Here is a 26582-nt window from a genome sequence, read left to right as displayed (position 1 = left end):
GCCTGCCACGCCGACCCGGCCCACGCCTGCGCACGGACGGCGGTGGCCACGGCCACCCGCGGCGCGAGGCCTCCGTGCACGTGGTGTGCAGGGCCGCGCCGGTGGACGGAACGGGCCACAACGGAGGGCATCGGCAGGTGTGAGCGGGTCCGGCCGTGGAAACCCGAGGTGCCCGACCCCACGGAGGCGCCATGAACGCCGATGTCACTACCCAGGGACGCCCCATCGCCACGGTCAATCCGTACACCGGTGAAAGAGTCCGGGAGTTCCCGGCCATGAGCCCGCAGGACGTGGAAGGCGCGATCGACGCGGCGCACCGCAGCTTTCCGGACTGGCGCGCCCGGCCGACGGCCGACCGTGGGGCTGTCGTGCAACGCGCCGGCCGGCTCATGAGGGAGCGCAAGGAGGAACTGGCGCGGCTGCTGACCCTCGAGGTCGGCAAGCTGATCAATTCGAGCCGCGCAGAGGTCGACCTCGCGTCCGACATCCTCACCTACTACGGCGAGCACGGCCCCGAGCTGCTGGAAGAGCGCCCCCTGCCGGTGCCCGACGGCACCGCCGTGCTCGTGAACGAGCCGCTCGGCGTCCTTCTGGGTGTGATGCCGTGGAACTTCCCGCTGTACCAGGTGGTCCGGTTCGCGGGTCCGAACCTCGTCCTCGGCAACACGATCCTGCTCAAGCACGCGAGCAATTGCCCCCAGTCCGCACTGGCGATCGAGCAGCTGTTCAAGGACGCGGGTGTGCCCACCGGCGTCTACACCAATCTCTTCGTGCGGGGCAGGGACGTCGGGAAGATCATCGATGACGCCCGGGTGCAGGGCGCGTCACTGACCGGAAGCGAGCGGGCGGGCATGAGCCTGGGCGAGATCGCCGGCCGCAATGTCAAGAAGTCCGTCCTCGAACTGGGTGGCAGCGATCCCTTCGTCGTGCTGGACGCTCACAACCTCGAACGCACCGTGTACGCGGCGTTCCTCGGCCGGATGGGCAACAACGGGCAGTGCTGCGTGGCGGCCAAGCGCTTCATCGCCCTTGCCGACGTCTACGACGACTTCCTCGCCGGGCTGCGTGACCGGATGAGCGAGGTGCGACCGGGGGATCCGGCCGACCCCGCCACCACGCTCGGCCCGCTGTCCTCCGAGGCCGCGGCCGAAACCCTGATGGAGCAGGTCCGCGACGCCGTGGACAAGGGAGCCACGGTGGTGCTGGGCGGCGGGCGGCCGGACCTGCCGGGCGCCTTCGTCGAGCCGACCATCCTCACCGACGTCACACCGGACATGCGGGCCTACCGGGAAGAGCTCTTCGGCCCCGTCGCCACGGTCTACCGGGTCGCCGACGAGGACGAGGCCGTGGCATTGGCCAACACCTCTCGCTACGGCCTGGGAGGCGCGGTCTTCGCCGCCGACCCGGAACGTGCTCGCGGGGTCGCGGACCGGCTGGAGGCGGGCATGGTGTGGATCAACCACCCGACCGCGTCCCGGCCGGAGCTGCCCTTCGGCGGCATCAAGCGCTCGGGCTACGGGCGCGAACTCGGCGACATCGGCATCGTGGAGTTCGCGAACCGCAAGCTCGTGCGTTACGTGGACGCCGACGCCCCGATCGGAGAGGTGCTGGGCTGACCTCCGAGCCCGTCGACCGCGCTCGCCGGATGCCGACCGCCGCACGAGGCCGCCCGGGCTGCGCTTGCCCGGGCGGCCTCGTGCGGGTGGGACACGGCTCAGCCGTCGGCCCCGGCAGGGGTCGTGGTGGTGGTGAAGCCCTCCTTCTTGTTGGCGTTGATGGCGAACTCGTTGGTGAAGGTCTTGCCGAGGTCCACCGTCGAGGTCACGGTCCCGACCAGCTTCTCCGTGGCCAGGCTGGTCTTCGGACCGCCGGCCGGCATGATTCCGTCGGGCAGGAACTGGCCCTTGTCCTCGTTCAGGGCCGTGACGTAGTCGGCCTTGGTGACCAGCTGGTTCTCCACGTACGACGCCGGCATCTTGTTCGCGATGTCGGCGGCGCTGTGGTCGTGGATCCAGTGCATGGTGGCCACGAGCGCGTCGACGACCTTCTGCACCGCGGCCTTGTGCGAGTTCACCCAGTCGGTACGGGCGATGACGCTCGCGGCCGGGAACGCACCACCCAGCGCCGCCTTGGCGCCGTCGGTGGTGGCCAGGTCGATCGCGGAGGCGCCGACGCCCTTCTTCTGGATCGCGGCGACCGTCGGCTGGGTCGTCATGACGCAGTCGGCCTTGCCGTTCTGCAGCGCGGCGACGGCGGTGGAGCCGGCACCGACCGCGAGCCGGTGGTACTGGCCGGTCCTGAGGCCCTTCTTCGCCGCCATGAACTGGGTGAGGGTGTCGGTGCCCGAGCCCAGGTCGGTCACTCCGAGCGTCTTGCCCTTGAAGTCCGCGGCCGACTTCACACCGCTGCTCTTGGTGCACATCTCCCGCTCGCCCGGCGCGCCGGACAGCTGGACGACGTCCTCGACCGCCTTGCCCTTCGCCTGGAACTCGATCGTGTGGTTGTACCAGGCGCCGGCCATGTCGACCTGTCCCGATGCCATGGCCTCCTCGGCTCCGACACCGCCGTTCTGCTCGGTGCTCAGCTCGACCTTGACGCCGTACTTCTTGTAGAAGCCGAGGCTCTCGGCGAGCTGATAGGGCAGGTAGATCTGCTTGTCGATGCCGCCGACCATGAGGCGGACGGTGGGGGTGCCGCCGGCGCCGGACGATCCGGAGTTACCGGAACACGCGGTGGCGCCGCCGAGGGCGAGGACGGTGACGATGGACGCGGTGAGGGTTCTCTTGAGCATGGCGAGGCATACACCTTTCGGGACTGCGGGAACCGCCGTACGGGAGTGCGGGGAAGGAGAGAGGGGGATACGGGCCCGAGGACAGGGCTTCAGAGGACGTTCGCCTCGGAGGGGGACGGCGGGCGCCAGGAGAGCAGCCGGTGTTCGAGCTTGCCGATCAGCCACTCGGCACCGAGCACGATCACCGCGATGACCAGCATCGTGGCGAACACGCCGTCGGGGTCGAAGTTGTTCTGCGCGGTCTTGATGACCAGGCCCAGTCCGCTCTGGGCGCCGAGCACCTCGCCGACGAGCGCGCCGACGATGGCGAAGCCGAAGGCGCTGTGCAGGCTGGCGATGATCCAGGTCAGCGCGGAGGGCACGATGACGTGCCGGGTGATCTGCGTCCGGGAGGCGCCCAGCACCCTGACGTTGGCGAGGACGTTGCGGTCGACCTCGCGGACTCCCTGGAAGGCGTTGAAGAAGACGATGAAGAACACCAGCACCGCGGCGAGCAGGATCTTCGGGGTCACGCCGATGCCGAAGGCGACGATGAAGATCGAGCCGAGGACGATGCGCGGGATGGCGTTGACCATCTTGATGTAGGGGCCGAGCACGTCGGACAGGTAGCGGCTCTGCCCGAGCACGACGCCGAAGACGACCCCGGTGAGGGAACCCGCGGCGAAGCCGACGAGCGCTTCCTCGATGGTGGTCCAGATGTTCTGGTAGAAGGAGCCGAACTGGGTGCCGTGCTGGAAGAGGTCGATCAGCCGCTGCCAGATTCCCGACGGCTGGCCGAAGAAGAACGGGTCGACGATGCCCCAGGTGGTGAACGCCTGCCAGCCGCCGATCACAAGGACCGCGAGGCCGATACGGCCGGCCCACACCAGGGCCCGGCGTCGCCGGGCGGCACGCTGCGCGAGCAACGCGGCGGGGCTTTTCCCGCCCTGGGTGCCGCGGGTGGCGGATGCCGTGGACGTGGTACTCATTCCTTGCCTCCGGCGGTGAGTGCGTAGGCGCGCTCCACCTCTTCGCGCAGCGTGTCCCAGATGTGGTGCTGGAGTTCGACGAAGCGGGGCTGGAAGCGGATCTCCTGGACGGAGCCGCGCGGGCGGGGAAGGTCGATGTCGAAGACCGCCTTGACCGAGCCGGGGCTGGAGGTCATCACGACCACCCGGTCGGCCAGTGCGACGGCCTCGTCCAGGTCGTGGGTGATGAAGATGACGGACGGCCGGATCTGCTCCCACAGGCTCAGCAACTCGGTCGACATGATCGCCTTGGTCTGCACGTCCAGGGCACCGAACGGCTCGTCCATGATCAGGATCTTCGGCTCGTTGATCAGCGCCGCGGCCATGGCCACGCGCTTGCGCATACCACCGGACAGCTGGTGGGGGTAGCGGTCCTCGAACCCGGCGAGGCCGACCCGGCGCAGCCAGTCGCGTGCCGAGGCCTGCGCCTGCTGCTTGGGCACCCTGCGGAAGACGGGACCCATCAGCACGTTGCCGAGGACGGTCTTCCAGGGCAGCAGCGCGTCGGTCTGGAACATGAAGCTGACGCCGTCGGTGATGCCGTCCACCTCGCGTCCGCCCACCTTGACCGAGCCCTCGCTGGGCCGGTCGAGCCCGGAGACCATGCTCAGTGTCGTGGACTTGCCGCAGCCGGTCGGGCCCACCACGGCGCAGAACTGCCCCGGCTCCACGGTGAACGAAACGCCTTGCAGCGCCGTGAACACCTCACCGGCAGGGGTCAGGAATCGCTTGGTGAGCCCGGATATCTCGATGCGCGCGTTCGCGTGGTCCGCCGCACCGGTGACTGGGCTCGTCGCGACATCGTTTCGCGAAGCCATAAGGGGGGCCGCTTCCTTCCTTCGTTCGGAGTTCCCCGGGGGTTCCTCGCGAGATTCATCGAGGCCCCTCGCAGACCGAGGAAGGCAGACGCTAGAGGCAGCCGCGTGTGACGTCGCCGTTTCCCGGCTATCTCGCGATAGTTGCGTAAACCGGGCTTCTGCTCGTTCTGCTCACCGGGCCGGGGGTGGGCAGCACCGCGGCCATCGGGCACAATCGCGCCACCCGGGCACGTGCATCGGCCGGCGCGGGACGACGCACGACCGGAACGAAGAGGCACCCGTGATACCCATCCGTACCCGAACAGGCCGCGGCGGGAAGCGGAGGCTGTCCACCCGGATCCTCGCCAACCAGCTGGTGATCCTCGCGCTCACCGGCGTGATCGGCTTCGTCCTGTTCGCCTTCGCGCAACGGGCCGAACTCGACCGCTCCTACGAACAGCGGGCCCTGGCGATCGCACAGACCACGGCCGCGGACCCGCAGATCCGGCACGCCATGGAACGCGGAGGCGGCGGCGACGTGGTGCGGACGGTCGCCGAACGGATGCGCCGGGCGTCCGGGGCGTCGTACGTCGTCGTGATCGACCTGCACGGCGTACGGCACTCGCACCCCATCCCCGCTCTGATCGGCGAGCCGGTGGACGAACCGATCGTGGTACGGGACGGCCGTACCCACGTCGGCGCCGACCAGGGCGCGACCGGGCGGTCCGCCAACGGCAAGGCGCCACTGCGCGGGCCCTCCGGCGCGCTGGTCGGCGAGGTGTCGGTGGGCATAGCGGAACACGACGTGCTCGGCGAGCTGTGGCGCGAGTTGCCGACCTTCGGGCTGTACGCCGGCATCGCCACCGCGGTCGGCGCGACCGCGGCCCTTGTGCTGGCCCGGCGTCTGAAACGGACGACGTTCGGCCTGGAGCTGGAGGAGATCGCCGGCCTGCTGCAGGACCGCGAGGCGATGCTCCACGGCATCCGGGAGGGCGTGGTCGCCTTCGACCCCGACGGGAGGATCACCGTGGTGAACGACGAGGCCCGGCGGCTGCTCGGTCTCGGCACCGCGCTCGGCAGCACCCTGGAGGAGGTGCTGCCCGAAGGCCGGCTGCGCCGCGCGCTGGACGGCACCCTGCCCGGGACCGACGTCAGCGTCCTGACCGACGACCACTGTCTCGCCGTCAACCGCATGCCGGTCACGCTGCACGGCCACGAACTGGGAGCCGTCGTCACCGTACGCGACCGCACCGAGCTGGTCGGGCTGCTGCGCGAACTGGACTCCGTGCGCGGGCTGACGGACGCTCTGCGGGCCCAGCAGCACGAGTTCACCAACCGGATGCACACGCTGGCCGGGCTGCTGGACATCGGCGAACACCGGTCCGCGTACGAGTACGCCATCGAGACGGCCCGCTCCGGGCAGGCACTGACCGAGGCCGTGCGCCGGCACATCGGCAACCCGCTGATGGTCGGACTCATCGTGGCCAAGACGACGGTCGCCGCCGAACGAGGGGTGCGGATCGTCCTGACGGAAGACTCCGCAATCGGAGCGGATCCGCCGCACCTGCGGCGTCTGCTGACCATCGTCGGCAATCTGCTCGACAACGCCATCGACGCGACGGCCGAGGCACCACCCGCCGACGGCGGACGCCGTATCACGCTGACCCTGGCCGAGGGCGACGAGCTGATCGTCGTACGCGTGGCGGACAACGGCCCGGGCATCGCCGCGGACACCTCCCAGTCGATCTTCGAGGACGGCTGGTCCACCCGCCCTGAGCGCGGCACCGCCCGCCGCGGCCTGGGACTGGCCCTGGTGCACCGGCTGGTGCAGCGGCACGGCGGCACCATCACGGTCGGCGAGGGCCCGGGCGCGGTGTTCACGGTCGAACTGCCGCTGCCGGACACGGCATCGGTGCCGCGGGGCGCGCTCTTCACGACGGCACTGGCGATGGGAGGTGAGGGCTGGTGATCCGGACCCTGGTGGTGGACGACGACTTCCGGGTCGGTCAGATCCACAGCGAGTACGTGCACCGGGTCGAGGGGTTTCAGGTGGTCGGCGAGGCGGCGACCGTGGCCGAGGCACTGACGGCGGCCCGATCCCTGCGCCCGGACCTGATGCTGCTCGACGTCTTCCTGCCCGACGGCAGCGGCCTCGACATCCTGCGGCAGCTCAGCCGGGACGAGGGCGATGCCCGCCCCGACGCCCTCATGATCACCGCGGACCACGACATAGCGTCCGTCCGTGCCGCGATGAAACTCGGTGCCCTCGGCTATCTGGTGAAGCCGTTCGGCTCAGCCGACCTCGCCGAACGCCTCGTCGCCTACCGTCGGCTCCGCGACCGCGTGGCCGCGCTCAGCCGGACGACCACCGCCGATCAGGCGGACGTGGACGCCCTGTTCAGTGCCGCCCGGCCGCCCGTGGTCCCCCGGGTCCCGGCCAAGGGCCACTCCGCGCCCACGCTCACCGCCATCCACCAGGCCCTGCGTACCGCCCGCACGGCCCTGTCGGCCGCCGAAGCCGCCGAGGCGACCGGCGTCTCCCGCGCCACCGCCCAGCGGTATCTGTCCTACCTCGTCAAGGAGGGCACGGTCCGCCTGCAACTCCGCTACGGCACCAACGGCCGCCCCGAACACCGGTACCGCATCGCGCGCTGAACGACCGCGAGCGCCGAACGGCGCTCCTGCCCGCGGACCGGCTGCCCCTGCGCGTCCGCTCGGCCGCCGCGGAGCCCCGCCGGGCTGCCCCGGCGGGGAGGGGACCAGGCAGGTCCGGGGCGCGGGCAGGCGCGGTCCGCGGGGATGACCGGCCCCGGAGTGAGGGAGCGTCCCCGCTCCCCTGGCGAGCCGCCGGCGCGGCGCCGTCCGCCGTATTCGCCCCGCTCGTCCTCGTCCCGGGGCCGTACCGGGACTTCGCTATGCCTTGTCCTGCATGGAGCGCCGTGCCGGGTTGCCCTGTTCGGCGGCCTTGGGGTCCTTCTCGTCGGCCTTGGCCCGCACCCCGTCGGCGATGCGCTTGCCGATGGTCTCGTCGATGTTGGACCAGTACGTGAAGGCCCGCTCGAGGACGGGCTCACTCACCCCGTTGAGGAGATGTCCGACGACGTTGTCGACCAGGCGGTCGCGGGCGGCGTCGTCCAGGACCTCACGGACCATGGTGCCGGGCTGCCCCCAGTCGTCGTCCTCCTGGTGGGAGACGTAGGCGGCGCGGGTGATCTCGCCGTCCGCGGTCCAGCTGGGCGGGGATCCGTAGTGCTCGGTGTCCGCCGCGGGGCCGCCCTTGGAGTTCGGGGCGTACACCGGGTCGGTCGTGTACCGGTAGGCCATCGCCCCGTCCTTGGAGTACGTGTGGACGTCGACGACGGGGGCGTTCACGGGCAGTTGCTGGTAGTTGGCGCCGATGCGGTAGCGGTGGGCGTCGGCGTAGGAGAACAGCCGGGCCAGCAGCATGCGGTCCGGGCTCGGTCCGATGCCGGGGACCAGATTGTTGGGCTGGAACGCCGCCTGTTCGATCTGGGCGTGGTTGTCGGTCGGGTTGCGGTCGAGCGTCATGCGGCCGACCGGGATGAGCGGGTAGTCGCCGTGCGGCCACACCTTGGTGAGGTCGAACGGGTTGAACCGGTAGCCCGGGGCCTCCCCGTAGGGCATGACCTGCACGTACAGCGTCCAGCTCGGGTGGTCGCCGTCCCGGATGTGCTCGAAGAGGTCCCGGGTGTGGTAGTCCGTGTCGACCGCGGCCATCTGGTCGGCCTCGTGCTGGGTGAAGAACTCGATGCCCTGGTCGGTCTTGAAGTGGTACTTCACCCAGAACCGCTCGCCCGCGGCGTTGATCCACATGTAGGTGTGCGAGGTGTAGCCGTTCATGTGGCGCCAGGTCCGCGGGATGCCGCGGTCGCCCATCAGCCAGGTGACCTGGTGGGCGGACTCCGGGGAGAGGGTCCAGAAGTCCCACTGCATGTCGTGGTCGCGCAGGTTGTTGTCCGCACGGCGCTTCTGGGACCGGATGAAGTGCTGGAACTTCATCGGATCCTTCACGAAGAACACCGGGGTGTTGTTGCCGACCATGTCGTAGTTGCCTTCGCTGGTGTAGAACTTCACCGCGAAGCCGCGCGGGTCGCGCCAGGTGTCCGGGCTGCCCCGCTCGCCGGCGACGGTCGAGAAGCGGGCGACCAGGTCGGTGCGGGTACCGGGCTGGAACACGGCCGCCTTGGTGTACGCGCTCACGTCGTGCGTCACCTCGAAGTGGCCGAAGGCGCCGCTCCCCTTGGCATGCGGCTGCCGTTCCGGAATCCGCTCTCGGTTGAACTGCGCCATCTGCTCGATCAGATAGGCGTCCTGCAGCAGGACCGGACCGTCGGGACCGACGGTCAGCGAGTGTTCGTCGCTCTCCGCCGGTGCGCCGGAATCAGTGGTGGTGTGGGGTCGGATCTCCGTCATGGGTCAGCCCTTTCGTGGTGCGTCGGCGTCCGAGCCGGGGCTCCTGGCACGCCGACGTCCGGTCGGTGCGGTGCGGCCGCCGTCGCCGCGCCGTACGCCGCGGACGCGGCGGGGACGGCCCGCGACGGCGTCTCGTTCCCACATGTGTCGCGTGACCCGGAGAATGCGAGTCAAACGCGCTCGTCCCGGCCCACCGGCGCCTCCCGGGACCCGGCCGGGCGCGGCGGGAGCGTGTTCCGGCCGTACGGGCTGGACCTGGTTTCGGCCGTACGGGCGGGACCTGGTTTCGGCCGTACGCGCTCAGGGGGCCCGTGGCGGGATCGCGACGACGGTCCCGGCGTCCGGGGCCGGGCCGGGCCGGGCCGGCCGGGCGGTGATGCCGTTCGCCGCGCGCCACGCGGGGGAAGCGGGTGTGCCTGGGGTTGCAGGTGGCCGGTCGGCGGCGTCTGCTGCAGGGGCGTGTGGGCCGCGCTCCCCGTGGGCCCGCCGCCCCGGAGCCGGTACGGGCCTACCGCGGGCGGGCGGGCATCGACGAGCACACCGGAACCGACCCCTGAGCCGCCCGGTACGACGCCACGGCCGCGTCCGGCACCGGGCCCCGGCCGGCCCGGTACGACGTCACCGCCCCGAGCGGCCGGTACGACCTCAGGGGCGGTGACGCAGTTCGGGTTCGGCGGGGGGCTCACCGGTGAGGCCGGTGATCAGTTCGGCGCACAGGTCGCGGAGTTTGACGTTGCGGTGCTGGGAGGCGGACCGGAGGATGTTGAACGCCGCTTCGGCGGTGCACCGGTTCTGGCCCATGACCACGCCCATGGCCTGGTCGATGACGCTGCGGGACTTCATCGCGGTCTGCAGTTGGTCGGCGAAGTCCCGCACGTCGGCCATCCGCTGGGCCAGCGCGATACCGCCGGTGGCCTGGGCGGCGAGCGGACGCACTGCCGTGCGGGCGGCCTCCTCCCCGAACGCGCGGGACGGCCCGGCGTAGAGGTTGAGGGCACCGGCGGTGTGCGTGTGGGCGGCGATCGGCAGCGAGAGGGAGGAGCGGACCCCGCTGGCCACCGCGAAGGCGGGGTAGTCTCCCCAGCGGCTCTCCCCGAGCATGTCGTCGACGACGACCTCCTCGCCGGTGCGCAGCGACTGCAGACAGGGGCCGTCGTCCAGCCCGTACTGCTTCTCGTCCAGCTCGGGGGCCGCGATTCCCGCGTTGACGACCGTGAGCGGCCGGCCGTCCCTCTCCAGCGTCACCCCGACCCCCAGGGCGTTGGACAGCTTCAGGGCGGCGTCGGCCAGCGCCTGGAGAAACCCCTCCAGCGAATCGGTTTCGAGCAGCCACTGGGTGATGCGGTTCTCGTCGTAGGCGTCTTCAGTACTCATCGAAATCCTTCACGAGGCCGGCGGCCCCTTGGTCGGCGTCGTGGGTGCCACCGAGGAATCGGAGATCCGGTCCGAAGGACACCCCGGTGCGGCCGCCGCTTCACACCTGCACGCGTGCCGGATCAGCGCGGCTTTCCCGCAGTCCACCCGGGTTCCCCGCATGGTGGGCCTCACGCGCACCCCGCCCGATCGGGCCGCCGGTGCCGGCGGCGGGAGGGGGAACCGCTTCCGCCTCGCGCGTGCGGTGGGGCGCGTGGGCCGCGGCCCCGGTCAGGGCGGCGGTTCCGGGAGGCGGAGACTCGGCCGGAGCGTGAGCCCCGTCTCGGCTGCCGCGCGGCGGTCGGCCGGTGTGGGGCCGAGCCATTCGCAGAGCAGGACGGTGGCGTCGTCCTGCAGGTGGCCGTCGTGGTGCTCGACGACGGCCCTGGTGAGACGGCGCAGGGTCTCGGGGACCGGAAGGCCGTCGGCATGATGGCGGATGAGGAAGTCGATGAAACGGTCGAGGCCGAATTCGGTGCCCGCGCGCCGGGCTTCGGTGATGCCGTCGGTGTAGAGCACGATGCGATCGCCGGGTTCGAGCTGCTCGCGGCAGACGGCGGCCTCCAGACCGAGCCGGGTGCCCATGGGATGGGCGGGCGGGCAGCGCAGCCGGGTCGTCCAGCGGCCCCCGCGGATGAGCACGGGCGGGAGGTGACCGCGGTTGACCCAGCTCAGCACCCCGGTGACGGTGTCCAGATCGGCCAGCACGCCGGTCGCGTAGGAGCCGTCGGAGAACTGGTCGTGCAGCACCTTTTCGATGATCTCGGTGATCTCGACCAGGTCCGCGCCCTGCCGGCGGGCGTTGCGGCAGGCCGCCATGGCCAGGTTCGCGGTCAGACCGGCGGCGGTGTCGTGACCCATGGCGTCGAAGACGGACAGGTGCACGACCTGTCCGGCCGTCGCGTAGTCGAAGGCGTCCCCGCTGATGTCGTAGGCGGGTTCCATGACCGCGGAGACCACCACGCGGCCGTCCGCGTAGGTGCGCGGGGCCGTCAGGCTCCACTGCATCTCCGCGGCCACGGCCATCGGCGCGGTCCGCACCAGACGTGCGTAGGAGTCGCTGTGGTCCCGCTTGCTGACGATGATCAGTGCCAGCAAGGACGCCAGCGCGGTCATGTCCTCGCCGATGCGCTCATCGTGTGCGGCGGCGACGATGTGCAGCACTCCGAGCCGCTCGGTGCCGTCCAGCAGCGGCACCCACCAGTGCTGGCCGTCCGCGTCGGCCGTGGCCGGGACGATCTGGCCGAACTGGTAGGCGCGGCCGGCCAGGGTGGTGTCGATGTGCAGCTCGGCCGCGCCGCCGTCCGGGTTCGCGGCGGCGTCCGGGCCGGAGCCGGTCATGAGACGCAGAACCGTGTGCTGCAGGTCGGCGAGGTAGATCCGCACCCGGCCCAGTCCGGTGGCCGTCGCGTACTCGTTGGCCTCGCGGGGCAGCGCCTCCAACGGCATGAGGTGGCTCGCGGCCAGCAGTCCGGCCAGCATGCGTTCTCCGCCCGAGCCTTCCATGGTCACGGCGGTGCCGCCTCTCGCACCGAGCGAACAGCGAATCCCGTCGGCTCTGTTCCAGACTGCCACGTTTTACCCGTCGGCTCCGGCTCTCAGGTACGGCCTCCCGCTCCGGGGGGACGAAGGTTGTCGGCCGCGCTCCTGGGTGACGGGCTGGAGGCGAGGCGCGAGGAGCTTCGGGCGACGCTGCCCGTCCGCCGGGTCGTGGGCCCGGCCGACGTCGCCGCTCTGGCCGTCCACATCATGGGCAACGAGGTCCTGACCGGCGCGACGTACGACATCGACGGCGGCCAGCAGTTCATCGCCCGCTGACGTCCGCGGCGCGGTCACCGCCGACGCCCGCGCGGCGGGCTCGGGCCGCTGCCCGGGTCAGGGCGGCGGTGCCTGGACACCCGGCCGGAACTTCGGGACGCGGACCGTGACCTTCGTGCCGGCTCCGACGCCCGTCTCGATGACGAGGCCGTAGTCGTCGCCGTAGACCTGGCGCAGCCTCCGGTCGACGTTGCGCAGGCCGATGCCGGTTGCGGGACCGGCCGTGCCGCGCAGGACGGCGCGCAGGCGTTCCGGTTCCATGCCCCTGCCGTTGTCCTCGACGACGACCCGGGCCTCGGTCCCCTCGTCCTCGGCCGCGATCGTGACACCGCTGCGTTCGCCGGACTCCTCCAGGCCGTGCTTGAGGGCGTTCTCGACGAGGGGCTGCAGACAGAGGAAGGGGAGCGTCACGGGCAGTACCTCGGGGGCGATGCGCAGGGTGACCTTCAGCCGGGGGCCGAAGCGGGCGCGGGCCAGTTCCAGGTACTGCTCGATGGAGCGCAACTCCTCGGCGAGGGTGGTGAAGTCGCCGTCGCGGCGGAAGGAGTAGCGGGTGAAGTCGGCGAACTCCAGGAGGAGTTCGCGGGCCCGTTCGGGGTCGGTGCGCACGAAGGAAGCGATGCTCGCCAGGGAGTTGTAGATGAAGTGCGGGGAGATCTGGGCGCGCAGGGCCCGGACCTCGGCCTCGTACGCGCCGGCCCGGGCCCGGTCGAGGTCGGCGAGGTCGAGTTCCACGGAGAGCCTGCGGGCCGCTTCCTCCGCGGCCCGGACCAGGACGGCGGACTCCGCGCCGGCGAGTACGGCGAGCGCGCCCACGGTCCTGCCGCCGGCCGTGAGGGGAACCAGCACGGCCCAGCGCACGGGGCAGTCCTCCTCGTCGCACGGCAGCGCGAACGTCCGGGTGCGCGGGGTGGGGGTGAACCGGGCCGCGAGCCGGTCGCGGTGGTGTTCGGCGACACCGTCCCAGGCGAGAACGCCCTCGGCCGCGCCGGCGGAGGCGGTGGCGGGGGAAGCGGTGCCGGGCGTGGGGGCGGTGCCGGGCGTGGGGGCGGTGCCGGGCGTGGGGGCGGTGCCGGGCGTGGGGGCGGTGCCGGGCGTGGAGGTGGTGCCGGGCGTGGAGGTGGTGTCCGGCGTGGGGGTGGCGCAGACGGCCAGTGCGGGCACGTCGAGGAGGGGGCGCAGCCGGCGGAGCGCCTTGCGGGCGGTGTCGGGGGTCAGTCCGGCGCGCAGGGGTGCCGCCGCGCGCGAGGCGGCGTGCAGGACGTGGAAGGCCGCGCCCGCCGCGTCACCGCCGGCCGAGTGCTCCTGCTGCCGGCGGGCCGCGCGGTGCCCGAGCCCGGCCCCCAGGACGAACGCGGCGAGCCCGGCCAGGACGAGGACGGTGACGAGGAGCACGGTCATGGGCGGCACGCCCTCCGGCGACGGAAGGGGAGACCGCCCGGCCCGTTCCGGTACGACGGACGGCCCCGCTCCCCCGGGTCGCCGAACCGGAGGGCGGACGACCGGAGACCAGTGGGGGCGGGGTCCCGGGATTCGGGGCCGCCGGAGCGGTTCGGGGGGCCGGAGGCAGGGTTCCGGGCCTCGGTGCCGCGGGGGCGGTTCGGGGGGCCGGATGCGGGGTTGCGGGCCTCGGGGGCGCGGGGGTGGTCCGGGAGGCCGGGGGTGGCTTTCGGGTGCGGGGCGCGTAGGTGCACGGTGGTCCCTCGGTCAGGTGGTGGGGGTCGTGGGGGTGGGGCCGGGGCGGGGCGCCGACGGTTCGGGCAGGTGCAGCCGGGCCATCGTCGCCGCGGTGCCCGCGGGGACGCGGTCGCGGGTGGCCAGGGACGTCAGCACCATGGCCGTGAAGCCGACCGGTACGGACCAGACGGCGGGCCAGGCGAGCAGCGTGTGCAGCCAGCCCGAACGCGCACCGCCCGCGATGGTGACCGTCACCGCGGTGAGCGCCGAGCCGCCGCCGAGCAGCAGTCCGGCGATGGCGCCGGGCGGCGTCAGGCCGCGCCACCAGATGCCGAGGACGAGCAGCGGACAGAACGAGGAGGCGGACACGGCGAAGGCGAGCCCGACCGCGTCGGCCACCGGCAGGTCGCCGACCACGGTGCCCGCCGCCGTGGGCACCGCGATCGCCGGCAGTGTGGCCAGCCGGAAGTGGCGGATGCGGCGGATGCCGAGCGTGGGCAGCACGTCCTGGGCGAGCACGCCCGCCACGGACATGGTGAGTCCGCAGGCCGTGGACAGGAACGCCGCGCAGGCACCGCCCGCCACGAGGGCGCCGAGCAGGTCGCCGCCGATGCCGCCGACCAGCCGCTGCGGCAGGACGAGGACCGCCGCGTCGGTGTCGCCGGTGAGCAGCAGGTCCGGCGCATAGAGCCGGCCCAGCATGCCGTACAGGGGTATCAGCAGGTAGAAGGCGCCGAGCAGGCCGAGCACGATCACGGTGGTGCGGCGCGCGGCGCGGCCGTCGGGGCTGGTGTAGAAGCGCACGACGACGTGCGGCAGGCCCATGGTGCCGAGGAAGGTGGCGAGAATGAGCCCGTAGGTGGCGTACAGGCTGTGCTGGCCGCGGCTCGACGACAGGGGTTCGGCCCAGCTGGCGGGGGCGGCGCGGTGGGCCGTCCGGTCCGGCATCGGGGCGACGGCGCCGGCCGGGAAGCGCAGCGTGGTGTGCGCGCCGATCCGGTGCCGGCCCTCGGTCAGCCGGAGTGAACCACCGTGCAGGGGAAGGTCGTCGACGGTTCCGGACACGGTCACCCGGACCGGTTCGCGCACGGTGAGGGTGAGCGCCGTGTCGAGGCGCACCTCGGTGGAGCGGTGGAAGACGGGCCGCTCGTCCCAGGCGGGCGCCGGGGTGTGGTCGGCGCGCCAGGCGAGCAGCAGGAACGCCACGGGCACCAGCAGGGCAGTGAGTTTCAGCCAGTACTGGAACGCCTGGACGAAGGTGATGCTGCGCATGCCGCCGGCGGCGACGGCCGCGGTCACGACGGCGGCGACGAGCAGGCCGCCGAGTCGGCCCGGGGCGCCGGTGAGGAGCCTGAGGGTCAGGCCGGCGCCGCGCAGCTGGGGCAGCAGATAGAGCCAGCCGATGCCGACGACGAGCACGCCGGCGATCCCGCGGACCGCCCGTGACTCGAGCCGGGCCTCGGCGAAGTCGGGCAGCGTGTAGGCCCCGGAGCGGCGCAGCGGGGCGGCGACGAACGCCAGCAGGACGAGGAACCCGGCGGTGTAGCCGATGGGGAACCACAGCATGTCGGCGCCCTCGGCGAGGACCAGTCCGGCGACGCCGAGGAAGGACGCGGCGGACAGGTACTCGCCGCTGACCGCGCAGGCGTTCAGCCGCGGGGCGACGGTGCGGGAGGCCACGTAGAAGTCGGAGGTGGTCCGGGAGATGCGCAGGCCGAGCGCGCCGACGAGGACCGTGGCGAGGACCACGGCCGTCACGCCCGCGATGCCGTACGTCTGGTTCACCGGGCGGTCCCGGCGGGTGCTCGGCGCATGGTCAGGGGCGTTTCCCGGGAGCGGGAGCGGGAGCGGCCGCGCCGGTCTCGTTGCGTTCGGCCCGGCACACGTACCAGGCGCCGATGGCCAGCAGAGCCGGGTACGGTGCCACGCCCAGGAGCAGCCAGACGGCCGGCGGGACGCGGGAGGCGGTGCCGGGGAACGGCAGTACCCGCAGGAGTACGGGGAGCAGTCCGACGAGGGCCGCGAGCAGGGCGGTGGCGACGAGGGCGGCCCGCAGCTGACGCCGCATCACCTCGCGTACCTCGCCGTCCGGTTGTGCGGCCGGGTGCGGGTCCGGCACAGGCGCCGAGCGGGGTACGGCCGTGCCGCCGGCGGTGTGCGGCCGTCCGGTGACCACCTCTCGGCGAGGGACGGACCTGGCACCCATGACGCACTCCCCGACGCCGCGGTGATCACCTGTGTGCGGCGAGTGTACGCAGCGGGCCGGTGGGGAGACAGCCGCCGGACGAGATTCGCCACAGCTCCGTCACACCGGGCCCCGATCACACCCGGCCCCGGCCTCGCGCCGGGACCCCGTCCCCCACCCGGACCCATCTCACCCCCGGTGCGACTCCCGGGCCCCCGGACCGCACGCCCCGTCCCACACACCCCGGCCCGGCGTCCCCCTCCCCCGCCCCTCTCACGTTCCGGCTCAGCGGGACCGGGCCGCCGCGTGGCCGGTCAGCAGGTCCCGTAGTTCCCGGGCGTTGCGCCGGCTCACGGCGAGCAACCGGTCGCCGATCCGGACCGTCAGGTTGCCGCCGTCCAGCCGGAGTTCCTCGATCCGGCCGAGGGCGACCAGGCGGCTGCGGTGGATCCGTACGAAGCCGCGGGGCCGCCACTGTTCCTCCAGGGCGGACAGCGGGATGCGGACCAGGTGGCTGCCGCCGGCGGTGTGCAGCCGCGCGTAGTCGCCGTGGGCCTCCACGTAGGTGATGTCGGCGACGGGCACGAAGCGGGTCACCCCGCCCAGTTCCACCGGGACCTGGTCGTCCAGCGCGGACACCGGGCCGGGCGGGGTCGCCGGCGGGGCGGCCGGGCGCGGCCCGTGCCCGGCCCGGACCAGTTCGGCGACGCGCCGCACGGCCTCGGCGAACCGTTCCTTGCGCAGCGGCTTGAGCAGGTAGTCGACGGCCTTGAGGTCGAATGCGCGGACCGCGAAGTCCTCGTGGGCGGTGACGAAGACGATCAGCGGGGGTGCGACGAACCCACCGAGCAGCCTGGCCAGTTCGAGGCCGTCGAGGCCGGGCATGTCGATGTCGAGGAAGACGACGTCGAATCCCCGCGGTCCGTCGGGGCCCGCCTCGACGGACCGGCTCAGCCGGCGCAGCGCCTCGGTGGCCGCCGATGCGGGCACCACGTGGCCGACCCGGGGGTCCTCGCCCAGGAGGTAGATCAGCTCCGCGAGCGCGGGTTCCTCGTCGTCCACCGCCAGGACGCGCAACGGGGTGTCGCTCACGCTCATGTCCGGCGGCTCCTCGTCCCTCTGCGGCCGTCTCCCGGCCGGTCGTGTCCGTGCCCATCGTGGTCCCCCCGGGCCGCCGCCGTCGAGATCGCGGACGGCCGTGCGGGCCTCACGCGGGCAGCACCGGCCGTGCCGTCTCCCCCGGGTACACCGGTATCCCCCGGTCCCGCAGGCGGATGTCGACGGGTGAACGGCCGGAGGACGGTACGGCGACCTCCTTCGCGTGCCGGACGGGCACCTCGGCGGTGAGCCGGGCGGCCGGGCCCGTACCGATGTCGGAGATGCGGGCCCGGCAGCGCAGCCACACCGTGCCGGGCGCGGTGGTGCCGGTGTGGAGATGGGCGAGGTGCCGGCCGTCCGGTTTCCCGGTGCCGGGCCGCACCGGAGCTGGTGCGCCGCCGTCTGCTGCCCGGGGTGCACAGGGGTTCCCGCAGACGCTCCTCCTGGGGCCGGCAGCCGTCGTACTCCCAGGTCGGGCCCGTCGTCGTCACCCCTCGGACAGCAGGGCCATGAGGATCCGGTCGGGGGTGAGGGGCAGTTCGCGGAAGCGGATCCCGGTGGCGTGGTGGACGGCGTTGCCGACGGCTGCGGCGGTGCCGACGATGCCGATCTCGCCGACGCCCTTGCTGCCCATGGGGTTGAGGTGGGGGTCGTCCTCGTCGATCCATTCGGCCTCGACGCAGGGGACGTCGGCATGGACGGGTACGTGGTAGCCGGCTAGGTCGGACTCGGTGAAGTCGCCGAACGCCCGGTCCACGGTGCTGTGCTCGGTGAGGGCCATGCCCAGGCCCATGACCATGGCGCCGACGAACTGGGAGCGTGCGGTACGGGCGTTCAGGATCCGCCCGCCGGCATAGACGCCGAGCAGCCGGCGCACGCGGGTCTCGCCGGTGACGGTGTCGACGGCGACCTCGGCGAAGTGGGCGCCGAACGCGTGCCGCGCGTAGGGGCTGTCGGCGTCTGCCTTGCCCGTGGTGTCGGCGCGGACCTCGATCCCTTCGGTGGGCAGCGGCCCGGTGTGCCCGGCCAGCCGGGAGGCCAGTTCGGCGCACGCGTCGTGCACGGCCCAGCCCCAGGAGGCGGTGCCGCTGGAGCCGCCGGCCAGCGGGGCGGGAGGCAGGTCGCTGTGGCCGACCTCGGTGCGGACCCGCTCCAGGGGCACGCCGAGGGCGTCGGCGGCCACCTGGGCGAGGACGGTGCGGGCCCCGGTGCCGATGTCGGCGGCGTTGACCCGGACGACGAAGCCGCCGTCGGGCAGGGCCTGCGCGGTGGCCGTGGACGGGGCGACCTCGACGGGGTAGGTGGCGGCGGCCACCCCGGTGCCGATGAGGAAGGGTCCCTCGCGGCGTGAGCCGGGGCGTGGGTCGCGGTCGGCCCAGCCGAAGCGGCGGGCGCCCTCGCGCAGGCACTCCACGACGTGCCGGCTGCTGAACGGCTTGCCGCTCTCGGGCTCGCGGTCCGGTTCGTTGCGGACGCGCAGGTCCACCGGGTCCATGCGGAGCACGTCGGCGAGTTCGTCCACGGCCGACTCCAGGGCGTACATGCCGGGCGCCTCGCCGGGGGCCCGCATCCAGGACGGGCCGGGTACGTCCAGCGGGACCACCCGGTGGCTGCTGCGCAGGGTGGGGGTGGCGTACATGACGCGGGAGACGAACGCGGCGTGCTCCACGTAGGCCCGCACGGTGGAGGTGTACGTGGTCACCTCGTGCAGCAGGGCGGTGAGCCGGCCGTCCGCGCTCGCGCCGAGCCGCATCCGCTGCACCGTGGGGGCGCGGTGGCCGACGACGGTGGCCAGGTCCCGGCGCGGGTAGGCCAGGGTGACGGGGCGGCCGGTGTGCCGTGCGGCCATCGCGGCGAGGACGACGTCGGGGCGCGGGGTGCCCTTGGAGCCGAAGCCGCCGCCGACATGCTCGGCGACGACGGTGATCCGCTCCTCGGGCAGCTCGAACAGCCGGGCGAGTACGGACCGGACGGCCGTGCCGCCCTGGCTGGAGGTGTAGACGGTGAGCCGGTCGCCGTCCCAGTGGGCGGTGCTCGCGTGCGGCTCCATCGGGTGGTTGTGCAGCGGCGGCACCCGGTAGACGGCGTCGACGCGGATCTCGGCGGCGGCGAAGGCGGCTTCCGGGTCACCGCGCTCGACGCGGCCGGGCCGGCCGGCGACGTCGTCCGGCTCGTAGGCGTTCGGGTGGTCTTCGGTGAAGCCGACGTCGTGGGGCTGGGTGGCGTACGTGACGCGGACGCCGCGGGCGGCGGCGCGGGCCGCTTCGGGGGTCTCGGCGACGGCGAGGGCCACGCACCAGCCGCGGTGCGGCACGTCCGGGTTCTGCAGGACCGCGAGGGTGGCGTCCTCGGGTTCGGCGAGGCGGGGCGCGTCACCGGGGGTGAGGACGGCGAGGACACCGGGCAGGGCGAGGGCGGCGGAGGTGTCGACGCCGGTGACCCGGCCGCGGGCGATCGCGGCGGGCACGGGCCAGGCGTGGGCGCGGCCGGGCAGGGCGTACTCGGCGGCGTAGCGGGCGGCGCCGGCCACCTTCTGCCGTCCTTCCCGGCGCTCGGCGGGTGCGCCCAGGGCGGTGCCGGTCATGGGAGACCTCCAATGCCTTGCCGGTCGGCTCAGACCCGGGCGGGTGTCGGGGTGAGCCGGCCGAGGACGTCCAGGGCGAGGTTGCGGGCGAGGGGGACCTTGTAGCCGTTGTCCCGCAGTGGTTCGGCGTGCGCGAGTTCGAGCGACACGGCGCCTTCGAAGGCCGCGGGCGTGGCGGGGGCGCCCAGCAGGGCCAGCTCGGTGTGCCGGGCCCGCCAGGGCCGGTGGGCGAGCCCGCCGAAGGCGATGCCGACCTGGTCGACGACTCCGTCCGCGACCCGCAGCACGACGGCCACGGAGGCGAGGGCGAAGGCGTACGACGCCCGGTCGCGGGCCTTGCGGTAGGCGGACGGGGCGCCGGCGGTGGTGGCCGGGAGCAGCACGCCGGTGATCAGCTCGCCGGGGCGGATCCAGGTGTCACGCTCGGGATGCTCGCCCGGCAGCCGGTGGAAGTCGGCGACCGCGAGGCGGCGGGTGCCCTCGGTGCCGTACAGCTCGACCTGGGCGTCGAGGGCGGCGAGGGCGACGGCCATGTCGGAGGGGTTGGTGGCGATGCAGTGCTCGGAGTGGCCGAGGACCGCGTGGTCGCGGTGGACGCCGTCCCGCGCACCGCAGCCGGTGCCCGGGGTCCGCTTGTTGCAGGGCTTTCCCAGGTCCTGGAAGTAGGGGCAGCGGGTGCGCTGGAGCAGGTTGCCGCCGGTGGTGGCGGCGTTGCGCAGCTGCCCGGAGGCGCCGGAGAGGAGGGCCTGGGACAGCGCCGGGTAGCGGTCGCGCACGCGTGGGTCGGCGGCCAGGTCGCTGTTGCGGACGGTGGCGCCGACCCGCAGGGAACCGTCGGGCAGCTCCTCGACGGTGTCCAGCGGCAGCCGGCCGACGTCGATGAGGGTGGTGGGGCGTTCCACGCCGAGTTTGAGCAGGTCGACCAGGTTGGTGCCGCCGGCCAGGTAGTACGCGCCCGGGTGGGCGGAGAACGCCTCGACGGCCTCCTGGACGCTGCCGGGCCTGAGATATCCGAAGCCGTTCACCGGATCACGTCCTCCACCGCCTCGACGATGCGCGGATAGGCGCCGCAGCGGCACAGGTTGCCGCTCATGCGCTCGCGGATCTCCGGCGGGTCCAGCGGCACGGGCCGGCCGGAGGGGGCCGCGGGATCGGTGACATGGGAGGGGTGGCCGGCCCCGGCCTCGGCGATCATGCCCACGGCGGAGCAGAGCTGCCCGGGCGTGCAGTAACCGCACTGGAACGCGTCGCGGTCCAGGAAGGCCCGCTGCAGCGGGTGGGGCTCCTCCCCGTCGCCGCCGAGGCCCTCGACGGTGGTGACCTCGCTGCCGTTCAGGGTGACGGCGAGCAGCAGGCAGCTGTTGACGCGGCGCCCGTCGACCAGGACGGTGCAAACACCGCACTGGCCGTGGTCGCAGCCCTTCTTGGAACCGGTGAGGTCGAGGTCCTCGCGCAGCAGGTCCAGCAGGACGCGCCGGTGGTCGACGAGCAGGGTGTGGGGCTTTCCGTTCACCCGGAGGGTGACCTCCGAGTGATGGCCTGGCTGGTATGCGCTGGTCATGGCACGGTCGACCTTCCGTACGGGCGGTGCTGCCGTGCAGAACGCGTATCCAGGCCTGCGCGGCTCACACGTAACGGCTGTCCCGCGTGGCGGCCGTGCCGCCTGCTCCCACGGGATCGGCGGCCCCGCGGGCCGGCTGCCTCCCGCGTGCCGGCCGCCCCCGCTCGGCTGCTCTCCGTGGGTCAGCAGTCCCCCGCCGCGGCTGCTCCCCATGGGTCAGCTGTCCCCCGCCACGGCTGCTCCCCTGTGCCAACCGTCCCCTGCCTCGGTCAGCTGCTCCCCGCGCGGGTCCGGGTCATCGTGTCGGTGACGTCCGCGGTGTCCTCGGCGGGCGGGGCCGTGATCCGTGCGCCGGTGCCGTAGTCCGACAGGCGCAGCACGGTCGTGCTCGTCACCGCGGTGTTCGCCTGGCCGGGTGTCACGCCCTTCAGCGGGTGCAGGGTGAGCCGGACGCTCTCCTGGCGCAGCCGGCCGTGCTCGTCCAGCCACAGCTCCACGGGCAGCGAGGAGCCGCCCAGCTGCCGCCGCAGCTCCCGTTCCCGTCCGGCGTCGCCGGAGGTGAGCGCGGAGACGGGGACGGACACGCGGTAGCGGGTGGTGGGGGTGCCGTCGAGGGTCTGGGTGCCGAGACGGGTGACGTGCGCGGAGCCGACGCCCTTGAGGTAGCGCACCGGCTCGGCGGGGTCGGTCACCTGGGACCGTCCGGCCGATCCCTTCTTCGTGAGCCGGGCGAGGTCGATCCTCATCCAGGTCTTGCCGCCGGGGACGGTACCGCCCTGCCCGCCGGACGGCTTCTGGTACACCACGCCGTCGACCACGCGCTGCTCGACGGTGGCGCCCTGCGACGTCAGCGTCACCGAACTGGCGCCGTTCCTCAGGTCGGCCACCCCGCTGCCGCGGGCGGTGAGAGCCTGGCCGTCGGCCACGGCCTCGGTGGTGACGGTCATCTTCGCGGTGCCCGCCGCCACCGTCCTGTCGTAGGCGTCCCGGACGGCGCGGACGGGCGGGGTCGCACTCGGCCGGGCTTGTGCGTCCCCGCCCTTCCCGGTGCCGTCCTCGCTGCCGCAGCCGGTCAGCCCGGCGGCGAGGACGAGGACGGCGAGGGCGCTTGCGGTACGGGCTTTCGACACGGTGCGGTCTCCCTGCGAGTCGGGCCGTGCGGCGAGGACTTGACCCGATGCCGGTTGCCCGCTCCGGTGCCGCTCACGCCCGCGCGGTCACGGGTAGCGGACCAGGTTCGCCACGTTCGTGCCGGAGTTGGAGGGTCCTCCCGTGTTGTTGACGACATGGCTGATGGTGCCGGTGCCGCCGAGGGAGACGGTCACCATGCTGGTGAAGCGGACGTTCGGGTTGTCCGGTGCCTCGATCGCGTGGGCCGCGGTGACGGCGGGGTCGGCACTGAAGTAGCAGTAGCTGCCGAGCCCGTAGGCCTGGTGGCTGGTGACGGAGTCGGCGACCTTGTAGGCCGCGTAGCCCTGGGTGGAGCCGTTCATCCAGGCCGCCTGGTTCGGCGGGTCGTAGGGCATCTCGTTCTGGAAGAAGTAGGTGCGGCCGCCGTTGCCGTTCCAGACCGTCTGGTACTTCTGGAAGTGCTCGACGAACAGCCCGTACATCGTCACGTCGTCGCCGTTGACGACGAGTCCGGTGTCGGCTGTGTTGCTGGTCCAGCCGACGCCGCTGCCGTGGTCGGCGCGCCAGATCCACATGTGGTCGCCGATGACGTCGTCGCTGTTGACGACGAGGCTGGTGGCCGCCTTGCCGACGCCCGCGCCGCCGACGCGGAAGTACACGTCGTGCAGGGAGGTCGGGTCGGCCGCGTGGGATGCGGTGGAGCCGGCCGGCCCGACCTCGACGAGGGTCTTCGAGCTGGTGGTGCCGGCGTCGAAGAGCAGGCCGGCGACCTTGACGCCGTCGACGTCGGCGACGGTCATGGCGGTGACGCCGCTGTCGGGGACGAAGGTGGCGAGCCCGAGGCCGAGGACGACCGTGTCGGGGCGGGTCACCCTCAGGGTCCGGTCGAGGTGGTAGACGCCCGGGGTGACGAGGAGGTTCTTGCCCGCGGCGAGCGCCGAGTCGATCTGGGCGGCGGTGGCGCCGGGCTTGACGACGTAGAAGGTGTCCAGGGACAGCGAGCTGCCCGCCGGGTTGCCGCCGGCCCAGCTGGTCGCCGTGGAGTCGGTGCGCACCGACGGCACGAACACCCGGTACTTCCCGGAGCCGTCGACGTACAGGAACGGCTTCTCGCGGGTGACCGGGCTCTGCGCGACGGTCGTGTACGGCGGCTTGGGGAAGCCGGTGGCCGGAACGCCCTGGCTGCCGACGAAGACCATGTTCCAGTTGGACCCGGTCCAGCTGCCGAGCTGGGAGTTGCGGGTCAGCCACTGCTGCTGGCTGCCGGAGTTGACCTGGCCGTCGACCTTGGTGTCGGCGAGGTAGCCGCCGGAGGACCAGCCGCCGTCGTCGAGGGCGAGGTTGCCGCGCAGATGCATCCGGCGGTACGCCGCCGCCTGGGAGACCGCCCAGCGGTCGCCGCCGCCGTTGGGGGTGACGGAGAGGTTCTCGGCGCCGCGCCAGAAGTTCTGCGTGGCGTTGCCCTGGAACCAGTCGGCCTCGGCGTGCACCGCGCCGTTGACGTTGACGGCGTCCGGGGTCAGACCGAGACCGAGGACCTGGGTGTAGAAGCCGACGTTGACGTCGGCGCTGTAGGTGCCGGGCTTGAACAGGACGGCGTAGCGCTGGGAGCCGAACTGGTTGGTCTCCTGCTGGCGGAAGATCGTGTCCAGCCTGCTCTGGATCGTCGAGGCGGGCATCGACGGGTCGAAGACGACGACGTTGGGGCCGAGGTCGGGGTCGGCCGACTGGTTCACGGGGACCACCTGGAAGCGCTGCGCGGCGGTGCCGTTGCAGGTGTACTGCACGAACTGGGTGCCGTCGGCGGTCGAGGCGGCGGGATCGTCCAGGCACTTGCCGCTGTTGCGGTTCACGAAGTGGAAGGCGCCGCCGCCGTCGTCCACCGGCAGCCACTGCTGGTTGGCGCCGCCGCCGTAGGTCCACAGGTGGACCACGGCGTTGTCGGCCGTGGACACGTCGGCGACGTCGGCGACCTGGTTGGTGTCGTTGCGGTTGCCGATGCGGACGTAGCCGTCGCCGGCGTCGGCGAAACTCCACTGCTGGGCGGTGGTGTTGTTGCACGCGTACTGCTGCACGGCGGTGCCGTTGGCGGTGCCGGCGGCCTTGGCGTCCAGGCATTTGCCGCTCGCGGCGTTGACGACGGTGGCGAACCCGGTGGGCAGGGCCGCGGCCTGCGCGGGTGTGGGGGCGGCGGTGAGCAGGGACGCGGCCGCCACGGCGATCAGCGCGGCCGCGGTCGAGGCGCGGCGGCGGGTGAGGCGAGGCACGGATTCTCCTGGTGGGCGTAGGTCAGCCGGTGTAGCCGGCGAAGACACGGGTGTAGTCCCAGGCGGACTGGGCGACGCCGGAGCAGCTGTCGGCGGGGCCGCCGGTGCAGGGCCGGTCGCGGTTGGCGGACCAGAAGGTGAGCCGGGCCAGGTGGTGCTGCTGGGCGTAGGCGAGGATGGTCCGGAAGTCGTTCACCGTGACGGTCTCGTTGTTGTCGGTGATGCCGTTCATGGACGAGATGCCCATGTCCCGGTAGGCCTGGTCGTCGCTGTAGTGGTACGCCGACTTGAGGGCGTTCTTCAGGCCCTCGGCGGCCTGCGTGGTGAGGTTGCCCATGTTCTGGCCGGCGCCGCCGAAGTCGAACGGCATGACGGCCCAGGCGTCCACGGTCAGCCCGGAGGAGGCGGCCCGGTTGATGAGGCTGGTGTCGGGGCCGCTCTGCCCGGTGCCGATGGTGATGTACACCTTCAGGCCCGGGTTGTTGGCCTTGACCGTCTTCAGCGCGTCCACCGTGCGCTGCTGGACGGTCGGGTTGCTGTAGGCGTCGGCCTCGATGTCGATGTCGATGGCCTTCAGGCCGTAGGCGTTGATCACCTTCTGGTAGGCGCCGGCGAGTTCGCCCGCGCTGGAGCAGGAGCTCTCCAGCTTGTTGCCGCTGTAGCCGCCGAAGGACGGGATGACGTCACCGCCGTTCGCCCGCACGGTGTTGACGGTCTGCTGGTCGACGCCGCCGGTCAGCGCGCGGCTGCCGTCCCACTGCGGGTTGCAGTAGCCGTTGCTGAGCACGAAGGCGAGGGTGAACCACTTCACGCCCGTGGCCTGGGTGATGGTGCTCGGGCTGGGCGGGCTGCCCCAGCCGTTGTACAGGTACGGTGCCACGGCCATCGAGCCGGCCGACGGCGGGGTGCCGCCCGAGCCGGGCGCGTTCCACTTCTGGTTGGCGCCGCCGCCGCAGCTCCAGATCTGTATCCGGGTGCCGTTGGCGGAGTTGTTGTCGGTGACGTCCAGGCACTTGTTCGCCTGCGGGTTGACGATGTCGTGGGCGGCCGTGACGGTCCACTTCTGGTTCGCGCCGCCGGTGCAGGTCCACAGCTGCGCCTTGGCTCCGTCGGCGGTCGAATTGCCGGTCACGTCCAGGCACTTGCCGAGGGCGCGGATGGTGCCGTCGCTCTCGACCGACCACTGCTGGGCGCCGGTGCCGTTGCAGTCGTAGAGCTGGACGGCGGTGCCGTCGGCGGTGCCGGCCGCGGCGACGTCGAGACACTTGCCGGCCAGGCCGGTGATGGTGCCGGTGGCGGCCTGGGCGGGGGCAGCGGTGAGCAGGCCGGTGGCGAGGGAGAGCACCGCGAGCGAGACGGCGGCGGGAAGGGTTCTGGCCATGCGGGGGCGGCCTTTCGGTGGGGGGTGCGCGGAGCACGCCCAACGTGCGGCGAGTGTCCGGGTGTTGGGCGCGTCCGGCGTCTTTGTTTAAGGCGTGAAGTTAAAGGTCCGGACCACTGGAGTCAAGAGATCGGACAGCGGTCACGGACTTGGACACCGAGGGGCGGGGCCCGGACCCGCGTGTCCGGGGTCGCCGACGGGGCTGAGACTGCCGTGTCCGGGGGGCGCCGACGGAGCCGAGACTCCCATGACCGGGGCGCCGACAGAGCCGAGACTCCCATGACCGGGGCGCCGACAGAGCCGAGACTCCTGTCTCCGAGGCGTCGACAGAGCCGAGACTCCCGTCTCCGAGGCGTCGACAGAGCCGAGACTCCCGTCTCCGAGGCGTCGACAGAGCCGAGACTCCCGTCTCCGAGGCGTCGACAGAGCCGAGACTCC

At 72.7% G+C, this 26582-nt stretch carries 21 protein-coding genes; 4 read left to right on the top strand and 17 right to left on the bottom strand.

From position 1 onward, the window contains the following. Positions 1-191 precede the first annotated feature (191 nt). A complete protein-coding gene (locus ABVB68_RS07505; RefSeq protein ID WP_353600088.1) occupies positions 192-1616 on the top strand; it encodes an NAD-dependent succinate-semialdehyde dehydrogenase in 1425 nt (474 codons plus the stop codon). A gap of 98 nt (positions 1617-1714) precedes the next feature. Here the strand turns inward: ABVB68_RS07505 and ABVB68_RS07500 are convergent, their stop codons facing one another. From ABVB68_RS07500 to ABVB68_RS07490, 3 genes are all read right to left on the bottom strand, one after another. Beyond that, positions 1715-2791 (bottom strand): ABC transporter substrate-binding protein, encoded by a 1077-nt coding sequence (locus tag ABVB68_RS07500; RefSeq protein ID WP_353600087.1) that lies wholly within the window; start codon positions 2789-2791, stop codon positions 1715-1717. An 89-nt stretch (positions 2792-2880) separates the two neighbouring features. Next, a complete protein-coding gene (locus ABVB68_RS07495; protein ID WP_353600086.1) occupies positions 2881-3759 on the bottom strand; it encodes an ABC transporter permease in 879 nt (292 codons plus the stop codon). Further along, positions 3756-4616, bottom strand: coding sequence for an ABC transporter ATP-binding protein (locus ABVB68_RS07490; protein ID WP_353600085.1), 861 nt, complete (start codon positions 4614-4616; stop codon positions 3756-3758). Before ABVB68_RS07490 ends, ABVB68_RS07495 begins: the two co-directional genes overlap by 4 nt. A 280-nt stretch (positions 4617-4896) precedes the next feature. On the opposite strand from ABVB68_RS07490, the gene ABVB68_RS07485 reads away from it, so the two are divergent. Both ABVB68_RS07485 and ABVB68_RS07480 read left to right on the top strand, forming a co-directional pair. Then, positions 4897-6564: an ATP-binding protein gene (locus ABVB68_RS07485; protein ID WP_353600084.1), complete on the top strand. Its 1668-nt coding sequence runs from the start codon at positions 4897-4899 to the stop codon at positions 6562-6564. After that, positions 6561-7250 (top strand): response regulator, encoded by a 690-nt coding sequence (locus tag ABVB68_RS07480; RefSeq protein WP_353600083.1) that lies wholly within the window; start codon positions 6561-6563, stop codon positions 7248-7250. Before ABVB68_RS07485 ends, ABVB68_RS07480 begins: the two co-directional genes overlap by 4 nt. A gap of 258 nt (positions 7251-7508) precedes the next feature. Here ABVB68_RS07480 and ABVB68_RS07475 read toward each other — a convergent pair whose 3' ends face one another. The 3 genes from ABVB68_RS07475 to ABVB68_RS07465 all read right to left on the bottom strand — a co-directional run bounded on the left by ABVB68_RS07475 (position 7509) and on the right by ABVB68_RS07465 (position 11948). Beyond that, positions 7509-9029, bottom strand: coding sequence for a catalase (locus tag ABVB68_RS07475; protein WP_353600082.1), 1521 nt, complete (start codon positions 9027-9029; stop codon positions 7509-7511). Between the two features lie 645 nt (positions 9030-9674). After that, entirely contained in the window at positions 9675-10403 is a 729-nt protein-coding gene (locus tag ABVB68_RS07470) for an ANTAR domain-containing protein (RefSeq protein ID WP_353600081.1), read from the bottom strand. Between the two features lie 270 nt (positions 10404-10673). Then, the gene (locus ABVB68_RS07465; RefSeq protein ID WP_353600261.1) at positions 10674-11948 is read right to left on the bottom strand and encodes a PP2C family protein-serine/threonine phosphatase; all 1275 of its coding nucleotides are present in this window, start codon (positions 11946-11948) and stop codon (positions 10674-10676) included. A gap of 126 nt (positions 11949-12074) precedes the next feature. On the opposite strand from ABVB68_RS07465, the gene ABVB68_RS07460 reads away from it, so the two are divergent. Further along, on the top strand, positions 12075-12260 hold the full coding sequence (locus tag ABVB68_RS07460; protein ID WP_353600080.1) for an SDR family oxidoreductase: 186 nt from the start codon (positions 12075-12077) through the stop codon (positions 12258-12260). 57 nt (positions 12261-12317) lie between these two features. Here ABVB68_RS07460 and ABVB68_RS07455 read toward each other — a convergent pair whose 3' ends face one another. From ABVB68_RS07455 to ABVB68_RS07405, 11 genes are all read right to left on the bottom strand, one after another. Beyond that, positions 12318-13661 carry a sensor histidine kinase gene (locus tag ABVB68_RS07455; protein ID WP_353600079.1) on the bottom strand — a complete coding sequence of 448 codons (1344 nt, stop codon included), beginning with the start codon at positions 13659-13661 and terminating at the stop codon, positions 12318-12320. Positions 13662-13967: 306 nt separating this feature from the next. Continuing rightward, positions 13968-15722 carry a sodium/solute symporter gene (locus ABVB68_RS07450; RefSeq protein WP_353600078.1) on the bottom strand — a complete coding sequence of 585 codons (1755 nt, stop codon included), beginning with the start codon at positions 15720-15722 and terminating at the stop codon, positions 13968-13970. A 31-nt stretch (positions 15723-15753) separates the two neighbouring features. Further along, a complete protein-coding gene (locus ABVB68_RS07445) occupies positions 15754-16143 on the bottom strand; it encodes a hypothetical protein (RefSeq protein ID WP_353600077.1) in 390 nt (129 codons plus the stop codon). Positions 16144-16407: 264 nt separating this feature from the next. Next, positions 16408-17220: a LytR/AlgR family response regulator transcription factor gene (locus tag ABVB68_RS07440; protein WP_353600076.1), complete on the bottom strand. Its 813-nt coding sequence runs from the start codon at positions 17218-17220 to the stop codon at positions 16408-16410. Between the two features lie 109 nt (positions 17221-17329). Continuing rightward, the gene (locus tag ABVB68_RS07435; protein WP_353600275.1) at positions 17330-17602 is read right to left on the bottom strand and encodes a hypothetical protein; all 273 of its coding nucleotides are present in this window, start codon (positions 17600-17602) and stop codon (positions 17330-17332) included. 105 nt (positions 17603-17707) lie between these two features. Continuing rightward, on the bottom strand, positions 17708-19804 hold the full coding sequence (locus ABVB68_RS07430; protein WP_353600075.1) for a xanthine dehydrogenase family protein molybdopterin-binding subunit: 2097 nt from the start codon (positions 19802-19804) through the stop codon (positions 17708-17710). 29 nt (positions 19805-19833) lie between these two features. Continuing rightward, positions 19834-20829: an FAD binding domain-containing protein gene (locus tag ABVB68_RS07425; RefSeq protein ID WP_353600074.1), complete on the bottom strand. Its 996-nt coding sequence runs from the start codon at positions 20827-20829 to the stop codon at positions 19834-19836. Next, the gene (locus ABVB68_RS07420) at positions 20826-21365 is read right to left on the bottom strand and encodes a 2Fe-2S iron-sulfur cluster-binding protein (protein WP_353600073.1); all 540 of its coding nucleotides are present in this window, start codon (positions 21363-21365) and stop codon (positions 20826-20828) included. Before ABVB68_RS07420 ends, ABVB68_RS07425 begins: the two co-directional genes overlap by 4 nt. Before the next feature lie 269 nt (positions 21366-21634). Next, entirely contained in the window at positions 21635-22495 is an 861-nt protein-coding gene (locus tag ABVB68_RS07415) for an SCO4651 family lipoprotein (protein WP_353600072.1), read from the bottom strand. Positions 22496-22582: 87 nt separating this feature from the next. Continuing rightward, positions 22583-24763 (bottom strand): pectate lyase-like domain-containing protein, encoded by a 2181-nt coding sequence (locus tag ABVB68_RS07410; RefSeq protein WP_353600071.1) that lies wholly within the window; start codon positions 24761-24763, stop codon positions 22583-22585. Positions 24764-24785: 22 nt separating this feature from the next. Further along, positions 24786-26144 (bottom strand): lectin, encoded by a 1359-nt coding sequence (locus ABVB68_RS07405; RefSeq protein ID WP_353600070.1) that lies wholly within the window; start codon positions 26142-26144, stop codon positions 24786-24788. Between the last annotated feature and the right edge of the window lie 438 nt (positions 26145-26582).

This window comes from Streptomyces sp. NPDC096012, from assembly GCF_040426375.1.
GTDB lineage: Bacteria > Actinomycetota > Actinomycetes > Streptomycetales > Streptomycetaceae > Streptomyces.
The sequence above is the reverse complement of the archived record's forward strand: the minus strand, read 5'-3'. Positions and strand labels throughout refer to the sequence as shown.